This is a genomic window from Brevundimonas sp., from assembly GCF_018608325.1.
In the GTDB taxonomy this organism is placed as follows: Bacteria; Pseudomonadota; Alphaproteobacteria; order Caulobacterales; family Caulobacteraceae; genus Brevundimonas.
Window position 1 is genome coordinate 1 of the sequence record NZ_JABAZW010000080.1, and the last position, 14,463, is coordinate 14,463.

The 14,463-nt window shown below is 64.4% G+C and carries 11 protein-coding genes and 1 riboswitch; of the genes, 4 read left to right on the plus strand and 7 right to left on the minus strand.

Annotation, left to right across the window (positions count from 1 at the left end):
* Window positions 1-16 precede the first annotated feature (16 nt).
* A complete protein-coding gene (locus QZ281_RS08190; protein ID WP_292227005.1) occupies window positions 17-1,564 on the minus strand; it encodes a carboxylesterase family protein in 1,548 nt (515 codons plus the stop codon).
* Between the two features lie 241 nt (window positions 1,565-1,805).
* Between QZ281_RS08190 and QZ281_RS08195 the strand changes: the two genes are divergently transcribed.
* The gene (locus QZ281_RS08195) at window positions 1,806-2,183 is read left to right on the plus strand and encodes a response regulator (RefSeq protein WP_292227008.1); all 378 of its coding nucleotides are present in this window, start codon (window positions 1,806-1,808) and stop codon (window positions 2,181-2,183) included.
* A 4-nt stretch (window positions 2,184-2,187) separates the two neighbouring features.
* On the opposite strand, the gene QZ281_RS08200 is transcribed toward QZ281_RS08195, so the two are convergent.
* The 4 genes from QZ281_RS08200 to QZ281_RS08215 are packed head-to-tail and all read right to left on the minus strand — an operon-like array spanning window position 2,188 to window position 8,513.
* On the minus strand, window positions 2,188-5,643 hold the full coding sequence (locus tag QZ281_RS08200; protein WP_363297625.1) for a DNA methyltransferase: 3,456 nt from the start codon (window positions 5,641-5,643) through the stop codon (window positions 2,188-2,190).
* A gap of 58 nt (window positions 5,644-5,701) precedes the next feature.
* Window positions 5,702-6,907, minus strand: a complete 1,206-nt coding sequence (gene hutI, locus QZ281_RS08205; RefSeq protein ID WP_292227027.1) for an imidazolonepropionase — start codon at window positions 6,905-6,907, stop codon at window positions 5,702-5,704.
* Window positions 6,907-7,797, minus strand: a complete 891-nt coding sequence (locus tag QZ281_RS08210) for an agmatinase family protein (protein WP_292227012.1) — start codon at window positions 7,795-7,797, stop codon at window positions 6,907-6,909. The genes hutI and QZ281_RS08210 overlap by 1 nt, the downstream gene beginning before the upstream one ends.
* 2 nt (window positions 7,798-7,799) lie before the next feature.
* Window positions 7,800-8,513, minus strand: a complete 714-nt coding sequence (locus tag QZ281_RS08215; protein WP_292227014.1) for a UTRA domain-containing protein — start codon at window positions 8,511-8,513, stop codon at window positions 7,800-7,802.
* 91 nt (window positions 8,514-8,604) lie between these two features.
* Between QZ281_RS08215 and hutU the strand changes: the two genes are divergently transcribed.
* The 3 genes from hutU to QZ281_RS08230 all read left to right on the plus strand — a co-directional run bounded on the left by hutU (window position 8,605) and on the right by QZ281_RS08230 (window position 12,886).
* Window positions 8,605-10,269, plus strand: a complete 1,665-nt coding sequence (gene hutU / locus QZ281_RS08220) for a urocanate hydratase (RefSeq protein WP_292227016.1) — start codon at window positions 8,605-8,607, stop codon at window positions 10,267-10,269.
* A gap of 193 nt (window positions 10,270-10,462) precedes the next feature.
* Window positions 10,463-11,992 (plus strand): histidine ammonia-lyase, encoded by a 1,530-nt coding sequence (hutH, locus tag QZ281_RS08225; RefSeq protein WP_292227018.1) that lies wholly within the window; start codon window positions 10,463-10,465, stop codon window positions 11,990-11,992.
* An 87-nt stretch (window positions 11,993-12,079) separates the two neighbouring features.
* On the plus strand, window positions 12,080-12,886 hold the full coding sequence (locus QZ281_RS08230) for a DUF5694 domain-containing protein (protein ID WP_292227020.1): 807 nt from the start codon (window positions 12,080-12,082) through the stop codon (window positions 12,884-12,886).
* A 12-nt stretch (window positions 12,887-12,898) separates the two neighbouring features.
* Here QZ281_RS08230 and QZ281_RS08235 read toward each other — a convergent pair whose 3' ends face one another.
* Both QZ281_RS08235 and QZ281_RS08240 read right to left on the minus strand, forming a co-directional pair.
* Window positions 12,899-13,471 (minus strand): manganese efflux pump MntP family protein, encoded by a 573-nt coding sequence (locus QZ281_RS08235; protein ID WP_292227023.1) that lies wholly within the window; start codon window positions 13,469-13,471, stop codon window positions 12,899-12,901.
* Between the two features lie 4 nt (window positions 13,472-13,475).
* Window positions 13,476-13,638: riboswitch (yybP-ykoY riboswitch) on the minus strand.
* Between the two features lie 51 nt (window positions 13,639-13,689).
* A partial coding sequence (locus QZ281_RS08240; RefSeq protein WP_292227025.1) for a cation:proton antiporter occupies window positions 13,690-14,463 on the minus strand: 774 nt, incomplete at its 5' end.

The window sequence follows — 14,463 nt, forward strand, 5'->3', positions numbered from 1 at the left end:
TCGGCAGGCTGATCGCTCAGCGCGCGATCGTCACCACGGGCGGCGGCGTGCGCGGACGCTCTCGGAACCGCTCGATCAGGTCCAGTTTGGCCGTGTCCGGCACGGGCATGGCCTCTGGGCCTTCATTACTGAACATCATCAGACGGGTGTCGCCGCCGCGCGCGCGGGGCCATTCGGGCCGCCCGACGCCGTTCGGATCGCCCGAGCGCGCAAAAGCCGTCCAATAGGCCATCATCGCCTCTGACGCGTTCCGATCCACCTCTGTGACGGGATAGGGCAGCTTCGACAGGGTTCCGAACACATAGGGTCGCTCAATCGCGTGCGACGCCCCGCCGTGCGGCTCTGGATTGTCCGGCGAGGTGACGTCGAAACGATACAGATACGCCTCCCTGCCCGCCGTTGAATGCAGCCGCGCCAGCATACGCGCAGGTTCGGAGAAGACGGCGTCCGTGATGAAGCCCTTGTCGAACCCGTCCTGCCCCCCGTAGGCGCCGACCAGCGACGCCCGCTCCAGCCAGGTCGTGTCGTCGTCGATCATGCCATAGCCGTTCCGGTCGGTTGGCCGCATCCACCAGAACTCGGCGCTGTTTGAGCCGATCATCATGGGCACAGGCGCCTGACGCCCCGCCTTGAAAGCCGCCTCGATGGTCGAGGGCACGATCTTGCCGTCGATCAAAGTCAGGTCGCCGTTGGCGAACACCGGCGACGGGGTCAGGAAGACCTGGGCCGGGGCGGCGCGCAGCTCGGCGGCGGTGCGAAGACCGGCGCCCAGCGCCCAGGCCTCGCCACGCTCGCGCGCTGACGGCAGGCCGCGCACATCCTTGGCGTTCAACGGGGTCTGGAACTCGCGGCCCAGTCCCGACTGGATCACGGCCTTGTCGAACAGACCCCGCGCGGGCGGCGAAATCATCAGGCGGGTGACAATGGCCCCACCCGCCGACTCGCCAAAGATGGTCACATTGGCCGGGTCGCCGCCGAAGGCCGCGATATTGCCCCGCACCCACTTCAGGGCGGCGATGACGTCCATCAGGCCATAGTTGCCAGCGGCCTCGTTCGCCGGGCGCCCCGCCGCCAACAGCGGATGATCAAAGAAGCCCAGACGCCCCAGGCGATAGTTCAGCGTCACCACGACCACGCCGTCGCGGGCCAGATGCGAACCGTCGTACAGCGCAGCCGTGCCTGATCCATTGTTCAGGGCGCCGCCGTGGATCCACACCATGACAGGCGCAGGCTCCGTCGCCGTCACAGGCCGCCAGACGTTGAGGTTCAGGCAGTCCTCGCTCATCGGCAAGGGACCGACGCCGGGATCGCCATTGGGCGTCGGCTGGATGCACAACGGCCCATATGTCGAAGCGTCACGCTCACCCCGCCACCTGGGCGCAGGACCGGGCGGCCGCCAGCGACGCGCCCCGGCCGGGGACGCCGCGTAGGGGATGTTCTTGAAACTGGCCACCTCAGCATCCGCGCGCCCCATCAGGGCGCCTTGCTGGATCTGAACTACGGGCTGGTCGGCTGTGGGCGCCATCATGAGGGAGAGGGTGGCGAAGATGCCGGCGATTGTCATCCGCGCTGATTAGCAAATCCTGCCCGCAGGCCAAGCTCAGCAGGAGCACAGTTCGTAAATCTTGCATCCCGTCGCCGTTCCGACCCGGCAGGACAGGCTTTCGACGGCGTTGACGCCCCGCACCGCAGCCGCTTGATCGCCCGAAACTTTCGCCCTCGTCTGGCGGATTACGCCGTTCTGGTTTACCCCCTGCAGTATTGATCGTGGGACGGACTGTTCCACGCGACAACACAGGCGTCGAATGACCCAAGCACTGAATGGCCGACGCGTGCTGGTGGTGGAGGACGAATCCCTCGTCGCCATGCTGCTGGAAACCATCCTTGAAGACATGGGCTGCACCCCTGTCGGCCCGGCATCCAACATCGACGATGGCGAGGCGATGGCCCGCGACACGATTGATCTGGACGCCGCCCTGCTGGACGTGAATGTCGCCGGCCGTCAGGTCTTCCCCGTCGCCGCAGCCCTGAAGGAACGCGGCGTGCCGTTCGTCTTCTCCACCGGATACGGCGAAGGCGGCCTGCCCGACGAATGGCGCGGCACCACCACCATCCAGAAACCCTTCACCGAGGCCGCCGTCCGCGACGCCCTGATGAAGGCCATGGGCGTCGCCGAGGTCTGATCCGTCAGCGCGGCGTCCTTCGGGGCGCGAACCAGCCTGCTTCTGTGGCGTGAATGCTTTCCGCGGCGGCCAGCATATGAAGCGTCTTCTTCAGGCGATTTTTTGCCTTGGTGGGCCGTGGCGGAAGCTGGAAGCATGACGCGACCTCGTTCGCATCCATCGGTTTTCCCGCCGATCTGAGAACCTCCAAAACGCCGACAATGATCGCCAGATCATCGTCGGGGAATGGACAGCGCTGGCCAACCGGCGCCTCTTGCACCATCGGCCTTCTGGTTTTGGGCGGCTTCTGTCGGGGTTGTTGATAGGCGGGGCGCAGAAACGCGACACGCCCCCCATCCTCCTCAGCGGCGCGCGCCAGATTGAGCGCCGCGAGATGTTCGACCAAGACAGCATCAGGCAGATCGGACGGCCATCCGTAGGCCTCCGCCACCAACTGGTCGAGCCGCACGCGCTGGCTCAACAGAGTGTCGACGCACCCGGTCAGACGCACCGCTTCGTCGGCGTCATCCAGCACCACGCCCGCCGCCACCTTTTCCAGCACATTATACAGCGCCGTCATGGTCAAGGTCGGACTGCAGGTCAGCACATGAGCGCGGAGGTCTTCGATCTGTTCGGCTGTGCTGGCGATCTCATACCGTTTCAGACTGCTGGCGGATGGAAACGGGAAACGGTCGAAACAGACCCCCTTGGCGTAGATGGGGCGATCTTCCAGCAGACCGCCCGCCGCCAGAGCCCAGGCGCGATGGACGCGTGACGACAAGACCCCCAAGACGAACGGATCGTCGGAGGCGATGCAGACCAAGCGGTTATCCGGCAGAATCGAAGCATCCATAAATCGGAACCATCGATGCTTCGACGTCTCCACCGTGACGATGAAACGCGGCAGACCTTCCAGCGCAGTTCTTAGTTCACGCCTCGGCTCGCCCAGAACCCACCAGGTTTCGCGATAGGCGGCGCGGTTATTCTGATCCCGTCCCGGTTTCACGGCCTGCCTGAGATGCTGCATGAATCCGGGATGACGCCGCAATGCATCTTCTTCGCTGTAACCGAACAGGTCGATGACCATCAGGTTTCGAGAATGGTCGGTCAGATCCTTTCCATTTCGATAGGCCCTGACGGGCGACGGCGCATCCTCTCGAGACAGGGCCGCAAGTGTTTTCGCCACGGCTTCGTCCACCAGAAACCCGTCCCCCATCAACTGAACGCCGCGATAGGCAAGACCAGCATTGGCCTTCAGAGGCGATGTGCGGTCCAACCCACGACCAATCGACAGATCGGCGTCAATGTCGCCAATCGTTTCCGCAAAGGTCAGGTCAGAGCCGACGGTTCCTGTCTGACCGTCATCGACCAGATTGAGCAAACGCCCTCGCCCATCCGGCGCACCCGCCTCGGCCACCGTAATCGCCACCCGCACCGAGGCGTGTCCCTCCGCCACATGCCATGGGTGATCCGGCACGGCGAAGGTCAGATGGATTGGCGAGGCGCCGGAAAGCCGCTCTTCGATCACCCGTCGCGAAAACGTCTGGGTGATCGAGTTTGTCGTGACAAACCCGAACCTTTGCAGAGCAATGGGACGCCGTGTCGCCCTGTTCCGTCCACGTGGTTTTTTGGGTCGAGCGCCTGACTTCAACACCTCATCAAATGGACCGGGCTTGCCAGCGTCGGCAGCGAGGATTTCGGCCGCCCGGTCCCACCAGACCATACCCAGGTCGGCGGAACGAAACCGACCGCCACGCGACGCCCAAACGGCCTCCGCATAGGCTGGGCGCAGGATCAGCCGCTTGTTCTTCCCGCCAATGAAAGGCGGATTCCCGACGACAAAATGAGCTTCGGGCCATGCCGGGCTGAAGGGTTCTATATATTCCACCCCGTCCACGCTTCCCGGCGCGCCACGCAGTTCACGGCAGTCCAGGATCGCGTCTCGATGCTCGATGTTATTGTATTCTTTGAGGATCGGATCGCTGGACTGGGCGCGCCCCCACATCCGATAGCTCCACTGCAGATGGCCGATCCACATGACCATCTTGACGATCCACACCGCCTGCTGGCTCCGCTCGATGCCTAGGAACTGGGCAGGCCCGACGGCGGAATAGTCTGCCTCCATCCAGTAGTTTGTTACGCCCAAACTGACCAACCGCTCGATCACCTCACCTTCCAGCACCTTCATTCGGTCCATGGCGACATAGAGGAAATTGCCAGAGCCGCAGGCGGGGTCGAGCACCTTCACTGTGCAGAGTGCGGCATGGAAGGCCTCTATGAGCTCCCTGGCCTTGGCCTTTTTGTCTGCCCGTTCAAAACTATCGGCCGTGGCCCTTACCGCCTCCCAATCCTTCCTCAAGACCTCGATCACGGTCGCCTCGACGACAGTTTCGACCAAAGGTTTGGGCGTGTAGTGGACACCGAATTCCTTGCGCTCGTCCGGCGCCAGGGCCTGTTCCATCAAGGCGCCGAAGATGGCGGGCTCAACCGCAGACCAGTCACAGTTGGCCGCAGTGCACAACAGATCCAGCTCATGCGCCGTCACAGGCATGGCGGCCTTGGCGACATACAGACTGCCGTTGAACCGCCGTATCGGATGATCCAGCACAGTGCTGTATCCGCCGCGATCCATCTCGGCGAAAAGCCTTAACAGGGTCAGATGAAGACGCGCCGCCGCGCGATCATCGCGATAGCGTTTCAGCAGGGCGGAAAAGCTGCGATCCGGGAGCAGACCGACACTGTCGGCGAACATCGCAAACACGCACTGCATGACAAAGATCGCAATCTCCTTGTCTCGGCTCGCCCGGGTGACAGGATCAAGCTTGCCATCCGGACCGCGTGGCGCACGCTCACCTATGGAGCGCACGAACTGCCCCAAAAGCCCGGCGATTTCCGTCGTCGCCGCCACGACCTTTCTTGATGGGTCCAGCGACATGGGATCCATCCAGACGGCGGCCAGCCGTTTTCGAATTTCCGGATCGCGCAAGTCATCCAATCCGATCCGGTGGGTCTCCCTATCTGGAAAGGGGGCGTACCCCTTCCCCAGCCGATCGAAGTCGGACCAAAGCTCGATTGTTCGCCCAACATCGACTGAAATCAGAAAGGGCGGCCATTCGTCGAGCGCGCGGGCGTAGTTCTCAGCCTGCGTCCTTGCATTATCCAAGCGCCGTTCGTCGGAATCCGACCAACCTTGATCCATCTGCTTGAGAGACGAACGCGCGGCCAAGCGCTTTCGCGACTGCTTCATCTCCAGCGCGAAACAGCCGCGCCGATAGCAGTCGATGAAGCCCCAGTGGGCTGTTCCATCCTGGTGAACGAACCTGACGGTCTTCTCGAAAGAGTAGTCCGGATCGTTCACGTTCACATCGTTTGGGGCCGGAACGCCCAGCAGATGACAAAACTGGATCAGGAACGAATGCGCGCAGGATCGCTTGGATCCCGGGATGTTTTTCCACTTGGCGATGAAGGTCTCGACATCCATCAGCGCATTCTCCCCCCACGAGAAATACGCCTTTAACGAGAGTTACGGACGGCTACAACTACAGATAGTTTAAATATGTTCGGTGCAACATCGGCTTGCCCAGCCAGTAGGCCAGTTCGGCGGGTCGTGTCGCATCCCAGACAGCCAGATCCGCCGCCTTGCCGATCTCGATGGTTCCAACCTCGCCCAGAATACCCAGCGCCCTCGCCGCTTCACGCGTGGCTCCGGCCAGTGCTTCTTCGGGCGTCAGGCGGAACTGGACGCAGGCCAGGTTCAGCACAACCGTCATCGACGCCACCGGCGAGGTGCCGGGATTGCAGTCCGAGGCAATGGCCATGCGAACGCCGTGCTTTCTCAGCAGATCGACCGGCGGAAGCTTGGTCTCACGCAACATCAGGAAGGCGCCGGGCAGCAGGACCGCGACCACGCCAGCCTCGGCCATGGCGATGACGCCCGCCTCGGTTGAATGTTCGATGTGGTCGGCGGACAGGGCGTGGTATCGGGCGGCCAGAGCCGCGCCGCCGCCGTCCGACAACTGATCGGCGTGCAGCTTGACCGGCAGGTTCAGCGACTGCGCCTTTTCAAACAGGCGCGACACCTCGCCCTGTGTGAAGGCGATGGGCTCGCAATAGGCGTCCACCGCATCGACCAGACCCTCGGCATGGGCGGCGGGCAGTATGTCGTCCACAGCCTTGTCCACATAGGAGGCGCGGTCCGACCGATGCTCAGGCGGAATGGCGTGCAGGCCCAGATAACTGGTGCGGACGCGGACCCCGCCCTCACGCCCGATACGCCGCGCGACACGCAGCATCTTCAGTTCACTGTCGTGATCCAGCCCATAGCCGGACTTGATCTCGATGGTGGTGACACCCGTCGCTTTAAGTCCTTCCAGACGGGCCATGGCCGAAGCGAAAAGCTCATCTTCGGACGCTTCGCGCGTCGCCTTGACCGATGAGACGATGCCGCCGCCAGACCGCGCGATCTCCTCATAGGTGGCTCCACCCAGACGTTGTTCGAACTCGCCCGAACGGTCGCCGCCGAAGACCAGATGGGTGTGACAGTCGACCAGGCCCGGCGTGACCCAACGCCCCTCCAGACGGTCGGTCTCCACAGCCTTATGCACAGGCAGATCGGCCCGCGCGCCTACCCAGACAATGCGCCGGTCCTTGATCAGGATGGCCGCATCCTCAATCGCTCCATAGGGCGCGCCGCCCTCGGTCATGGTCGCGACATGGCAGTCGATCAGCAGACGGTCGGCCTGGATCATCGGCTGGAGACTCCGCTCAGGATTTCACAGAACCAGCGCCCGACGGTCAGGGCGCTGAGGTCGCCGATCTCAAGCGACGGATCATATTCGGTCAGGTCCACGGCCCGCACCTTGGGATGGGCGCCGATCACGCGCGCAGCGTCGAAGAAGTCATGCACCGACACCCCGCCCGGTCGTGCGCCGGGGCTGGCGGGCCATTGGCTGCGGTCGATCACATCGATGTCGAAATCGACATAGATGACCTCGCACAGGGCCGACAGACGCTCCAGTTCCTCGGCGACCACGACCGCCAGACCGCGTTCGCGGCATTCGCGCGCCATGCGGACGCTGATGCCCGCCGCCTTGGCTTTTTCATGGGCGCGGCGGGTGTTGGCGAAGGGGGCCAGACCGATCTGGCTGATGCGGGCGCCGTCCAGACCGTCGTCCAGCAGGGCCTGAATGGGGTTGCCGTTGGTCAGGCCCTGATCCGTGTCGCGCAGGTCGAAATGGGCGTCCAGCGTCAGGACGCCGACACGGTCTAATCCCAGAGCGTGGGCGCCCGGCCTTGTGATGGCGTTGTTGCCGCCGATGAGGATAGTCAGCGCCCGATGCGCTTGGGCCTTCACCGCATCGCGCACAGGCTCAAAAGCGTCGGCGGGCGAAACGGCCTTCAGCGCCACATCGCCTGCGTCATGCACCTGAACCGCCAGTTCCAGACCGGTCTCGACATCATAGGTCGACAGACGCGGCAGCACGGACCGGAACGCCTTTGGACCCAGATCGCAGCGTCCCGGCGTCAGCGAGCGCTCGTTCAACGGCGCACCGATCACGGCGACGGGGGCGTCGGGATGATGGCCCACCAGATCGGCGACGGAACGCCAGCCAAGGGCCTCAGACGGCTCGTTCATGCTCATTCTTTCGTCGGGGCTTTGGTCGGAGAAAAGCGCGCAACCAGATCATAGGCCGCGCCGGGGAAGGTCTGCCACGCCCAGGTGACCGCCTGACCGTCACGCCACGTCCGGCGCTCCAGCCGCAGGCAGGGCGTGCCGTCCGTCAGGCCCAGACGCGTCGCCGTCTCGCCGTCTGCGCCCACGGCGGAGATACGGTGCTCGGCCTCAGTCCAGGGCATGTGCGCCAACAGCCAGCCGCCCGGAGGGGCAGCGGTGAAGTCTGCCTGCTCAGCCTCCGGCGCCGTGGTCAGAGAAATCAGGCGCCGCTCCAGCGTGAACGGCATGGCGTCGGCCAGATGCAGCGTCTCCAGTTCGATCACCCGTGCGCCCATTCCGTCTTCGTCGGCTCGCGTCGGGCGCACGATGCGCAGCAGCAGCCGGTGCGAATAGGCCAGCCCCCTGCCCTCGATCTCGGACTGAATGTCGGGGATGGCGACCAGGGCCGACGAATGCACCGGCGGATGCGCCACCACGGTTCCAGCGCGCCTGCGCCGCACCACCAGCCCGCGCGCCGACAGATCGGTCATGGCCCGCGACACCGTCATTCGCGCACAACCGTATTCGGCCAACAACTCAGCCTCAGTCGGAATGCGAAAGCCCGGACGCCATTCGCCAGAGGCGATGCGACGCTCGATGTCGCTGGCGATCCGCCGATGCAGGGGCTCAATATCCATGTTCGAACCCTGCCCCTTGCACGCAATAATGTCTAGACATTAGACTACCTCCACAACGCACGACGACGGACGACCGTCGCATGGAGGATTGATGACCGCCACGCCCAACACCCGCGTCATCCGCAGCCCGCGTGGGCCGGAAATGACCGCCAAGACCTGGGCGGCCGAGGCCGCGCTGCGCATGCTGATGAACAACCTCGATCCCGAGGTGGCCGAACGCCCGGAAGACCTCGTGGTCTATGGCGGCATCGGCAAGGCGGCGCGGAACTGGCAGGCGTTCGACCACATCGTCGAGGAACTGCGCGCGCTGGAGGCCGACCAGACCCTGCTGGTCCAGTCGGGCAAGCCGGTCGGCGTATTCCGCACCCATGCCGACGCGCCGCGCGTGCTGATCGCCAACTCCAACCTGGTGCCGAAATGGGCGACGTGGGAGCATTTCAACGAACTCGATAAGAAGGGTCTGGCCATGTACGGCCAGATGACCGCCGGATCGTGGATCTACATCGGCACCCAGGGCATCGTCCAAGGCACCTATGAGACCTTCATGGAGGCGGGCCGCCAGCATTATGACGGCGACTGGTCGGGCAAGTGGATCCTGACGGCAGGCCTGGGCGGCATGGGCGGCGCACAGACGCTGGCCGCGACCATGGCAGGCGCATCCTGCCTGGCGGTCGAATGCCAACGCAGCCGAATCGAGATGCGCCTGCGCACCCGCTACCTCGACGTCATGGCCGAGACATTGGACGAAGCCCTGGCCCTGATCGAAGACGCAAAGGCGACCGGAAAAGCTATATCTGTCGGTCTGTTAGGAAACGCAGCCGATGTTCTGCCTGAACTGGTCAAGCGCGGCGTTCGACCCGATCTGGTCACCGACCAGACCAGCGCCCACGACCTGATCAACGGCTATCTGCCGTCTGGCTGGACCGTCGCGGAGTGGGAAGACAAGCGCGTGTCCGACCCGGCCGCCGTCACCGCCGCCGCCAAGACATCCATCGTCGAACACGTCAAGGCGATGCTGGCCTTCCAGGCCATGGGCATCCCGACGACCGACTATGGCAACAACATCCGTCAGGTCGCCTTTGACGAAGGCGTCGAGAACGCCTTCGACTTCCCCGGCTTTGTCCCCGCCTATATCCGCCCGCTGTTCTGTCGTGGGATCGGGCCGTTCCGCTGGGCGGCGCTGTCGGGCGATCCCGAAGACATCCGCAAGACGGATGCGGCGATGAAGAAACTGTTCCCCGACAACGCGGGCCTGCACCGCTGGCTGGACATGGCGGGCGAGCGGATCGCCTTCCAGGGCCTGCCCGCCCGCATCTGCTGGATCGGTCTGGGCGATCGCCATCGCGCGGGCCTGATGTTCAACGAGATGGTGGCGTCGGGCGAACTGTCGGCCCCCATCGTCATCGGCCGCGACCATCTGGACTCAGGCTCGGTCGCCAGCCCGAACCGCGAAACCGAGTCAATGATGGATGGATCGGACGCCGTGTCCGACTGGCCGCTGCTGAACGCCCTGCTGAACACAGCCTCGGGCGCCAGCTGGGTGTCGCTGCACCACGGCGGCGGGGTCGGCATGGGCTACTCGCAGCACTCAGGCGTCGTCATCGTCGCCGACGGCACGCCGGAAGCCGCCAAACGTCTGGAGCGCGTTCTGTGGAACGACCCGGCCACCGGCGTCATGCGCCATGCCGACGCCGGATATGACATCGCCAAGGACGCAGCGCGTGAGCACGGCCTGAACCTTCCGTCGCTGAAATGACCCTCTCCCGGCGGGAGAGGGAGATCGCGCACGGCGGCGCAGCCGTCGTTCTGGCGCGCTCGGGTGAGGGTTCGATGCCCGACATCCGCCCAATTCGGCCCCTCACCCTTTCGCGCGAGGAACGATCGCTTCGCTCTCGTGCGCTCAAGCCCTCTCCCGCTGGGAGAGGGTTCGTGAACTTGGAACTGAAACCATGACCCCCATCACCATCGGCGCCGCGCCTCTTACTCTGGCCCAACTGCGCGCCGTTCTCGACGGCCCCGTGAAGGTCGAACTGACGCCCACCGCCTGGGCCAATGTGGACAAGGGCGCGGCGGTTGTCGCCGCCATCGTGGCCGAAGGGCGCACCGTCTATGGCGTGAACACGGGGTTCGGCCTGCTGGCCAACACCTCCATCGCGCCCGAAGATCTGGAGACCCTGCAACGCAATCTGGTGCTCAGCCACGCCTGCGGCGTCGGCGCCCTGCTGCCGGATGCGGTGACGCGGCTGCTGATGGTGCTGAAGATCGCGTCCCTGTCGCGTGGTGCATCAGGTATTCGACACAAGACACTGGAAACGCTTGTTTCATTGGTCAACGCCGACATCCTGCCGTGCATCCCATCCAAGGGATCGGTCGGGGCGTCCGGCGATCTGGCGCCGCTGGCCCATATGTCCTGCGTCCTGATCGGCGTGGGCGAAGCGCGGCTGAACGGCGAGACGCTGGATGCCGAAACCGCCCTGTCGCGCATTGGCCTGACGCCGCTGACGCTGGGCCCGAAAGAAGGTCTGGCCCTGCTGAACGGCACCCAGTGTTCGACGGCTCTGGCTCTGGCCGGCCTGTTCGCTGCCGAGGCCGTGTTCGCCGCAGGCGTCGCGGCCGGCGCCTTGTCGGTTGATGCGCTGAAGGGGTCCGACGCCCCGTTCGATCATCGCATCCACGCCCTGCGTGGACAGCCCGGTCAGATCGCCGTCGCCGCCCGCCTGCGTGAGTTGATCAGCGGCTCAGCCATTCGCGACAGCCACCGTGACGACTGCACCAAGGTGCAGGACCCCTATTCGCTGCGCTGCCAGCCTCAGGTCATGGGCGCGATCCTTGACGTGCTGAACAACGCCGCCGCCACGCTGGAGCGCGAGGCCAATGCGGTGACCGACAATCCGCTGGTCTTCATCGAAGACGGCGACGTGATCTCAGGAGGAAACTTCCACGCAGAACCCGTTGCTTTTGCAGCAGATCAGATCGCCATGGCCCTGTGCGAGATCGGCAATATCTCCGAGCGCCGCACCTCCATACTGGTCGATCCGAAGATGAGCGAACTGCCTGCTTTCCTGGTCAAGGAGAGCGGCCTGAACTCCGGCTTCATGATCGCACAGGTGACGGCGGCGGCCCTGATCGCCGAGAACCGCATGGTCGCCCATCCGTGCAGCATCGACACTGTGCCGACCAGCGCCAATCAGGAAGACCACGTGTCGATGGCCACCCACGGCGCGCGTCGCCTGCTGGACATGGCCGAGAACACGGCGACCGTGGTCGGCATCGAACTGCTGGCCGCCGCACAGGGGATCGAGTTCCACCGCCCGCTGGCCAGTTCGCCTGCGCTGGAACAGGTCTTCGCCATCGTCCGCGAAGCCGCCGCCCCCTACACGTCCGACCACTATTTCGCGCCCGACATCGCCCGCGCGACAGATGGCGTGCGGGCCGGTCGTTACCGGCCCTTCGCTGAGGGCCTGCTGCCTTCAAATTGATGAGCGATTTGTAACGCCTGCGCGCCTCGACTTGCCCCTTCCCCGCGCCTAGGCACGGGGAAGGTTGGTAGGAACAAGGATCGCCGGATGAGAACTACTCTTTTAGCGGCCATTTGCGCCGCTTTCCTGACGGCGCTTCCCGCTGTCGCCCAAGAGGCTACGCCTGAACCCATTCAGGTCATGGTGCTGGGCACATTCCACTTCGATAATCCGGGCCTCGACTACCGGAATGCGCAGGTGGACGACATGCTAACGCTCGCACGACAGGCGGAGATAGCGCACGTGACCGAGGCCCTGTCACGCTTTCGACCAACCAAGGTCGGCGTGGAATGGAAGCCCGGCGCCGCCGACGCGGATTATGAGCGCTACAAGGCAGGCACATTACCCCCTACGCGCGACGAGATCGTGCAAATCGGTTTCCGCATCGCCAAGGCGAATGGATTGCCGGTTGTCTACGGGCTGGACACGCCAATGAGCCTGCCATTCGACGACACCCTAGCCTTTGCTCAAACGCATGATCGTCAAGACATCATCGATCATATCGGTGTCGTCAGCGACGCAAACGTGGCGGCACAGGAAGCGACGCTTCGCGACAAGGGTGTCGCAGCGACATTTCGTCTGCTCAACGACAGTGCTTCGGCCCTAGCTTCTCATGGCCTGTATCGCGAGCTTCTGATGCTTGGCGCAGGCGATCAACAACCCGGCCTGGAGACAGTACTCGCCTGGTACAAGCGCAACCTCGGCATCTGTGCTCACCTGTTGCAAACGGCCCAACCTGGTGACCGCGTTCTGGTCATGTTCGGTGCAGGCCACCTGCCCCTGCTACAGCAGTGCGTCAGGGAAACGCCCGGTTATGTGCTCGTTGACGCCCTCGACTATCTACCGAACGATTGACGACCGCCAAGGTCAGCCTGCCAGAATACCCAGGTGTTCCAGCAGGATCATCGTACCCAGACCGATCAGAGCAAGGCCGCCGACGAACTCGGCGGCCTTGCCGAATTTGGCGCCCACAGCCTTGCCGATCAGCAGGCCGATGGTGGTCAAGACGAAGGTGGTGAAGCCGATCGAGGCGGCGATCACCCAGATGTTCGCGCCCAGGAAGGCCAAGCCCACGCCGACAGCGGCGGCGTCGATGCTGGTGCCGATGGCGGTGGCGATCAGAGCCCAACGTCCGGTGCGACGAGGTGCTGCGTCCTCTTCCGCATCGCGCGGCTTGCACGCCTCCCAGATCATCTTGCCGCCGACCGCGCCCAGCAGGCCGAAGGCGATCCAGTGGTCGATCTGCTCGACAAATCCCGCCGCTGCGATGCCCAGCGCCCACCCGATCAGAGGGGTGATGCCCTCAATGACACCGAAGACGAGACCCGTTTTGACGGCGTCGATCCAGTTGGGGCGATGCGACGCGCCGCGACCGATGGCGGCGGCGAAAGCGTCCGTCGACATGCTGAGGGAGAGGATCGCGATGGCTCCTGGGGTCATAAGCAACTTCCACCGGACGCAGAGCAACGCACTCCACTCCGGCCGGTGCGGCGGTGGAACGCGCTGGTCTCGCTAGGCGGTGGTTCCGCTGATCGCGCCACGCGCCGAAGCGCGAGTGTGTTGACCCGATCCCGACTTGGCGTCGGAAGCTACTCCCCAACAGGAAGCGGTCCCCTACACGCTGACTCGGGGCCTTGGCAACCGCGTCGGGCGTGGGGTCAATTGGCGGCGGCGGGCGTGCGTCCGATGGTTTCGGGTTCGCTGTCGTCCTCCAGCGCGCCCAGTTCGCCACGCTCCCTCGCCTTGCGGCCATAGACCCATTCGAACACCGGCGAGGTCATCAGGGTGGTCACAATGGCCATCAGCACCAGCATCGAGAACAGGGCCGGACCGATGATGCCCTTCTGCAATCCGATGTTGAGGATGATCAGCTCCATCATGCCGCGCGCGTTCATCAGCACGCCTATGCCCATGGCGGTGGGATTGTCGTGACCGGTCACCCGCGCCGCCGCCCAGCAGGCCACGGCCTTGGACAGAATGGAGCCGACCAAAATGACCAGAGCCACGCCCAGCAGCGACAGGCTGGACACCATGGTCAGTTGAGTGTTCAGGCCCGAGAAGGTGAAGAACATCGGCACCAGAACGACCAGAGCGAACGGCTCAAGCTGACGCTTCAGCTCGCGGGTCAGAACGCCGCGCGGCATGGCGGCGCCCAGGATGAAGCCGCCGAATACTGAATGCAGCCCCGCTGCATCCATGGCCCAGGCGCACAGCATGAACAGCACCAGCACGGCGCCCAGCAGCGCCGGGCTGAGCTTGCCCTCGCGCTCGGCCATGCGGGCCAGCGGCGCCAGCAGTTTCGGCCCCATGGTCAGCATCAGACCCGCGAACAGGCCGCCGCCGACGATGGCCTTGACCGCAACGGTGGACCCGCCGCCCATGCTGGCCAGAACCAGCGCTCTTAAAGCATGCGGCGGGTTCGACGAGCAGTT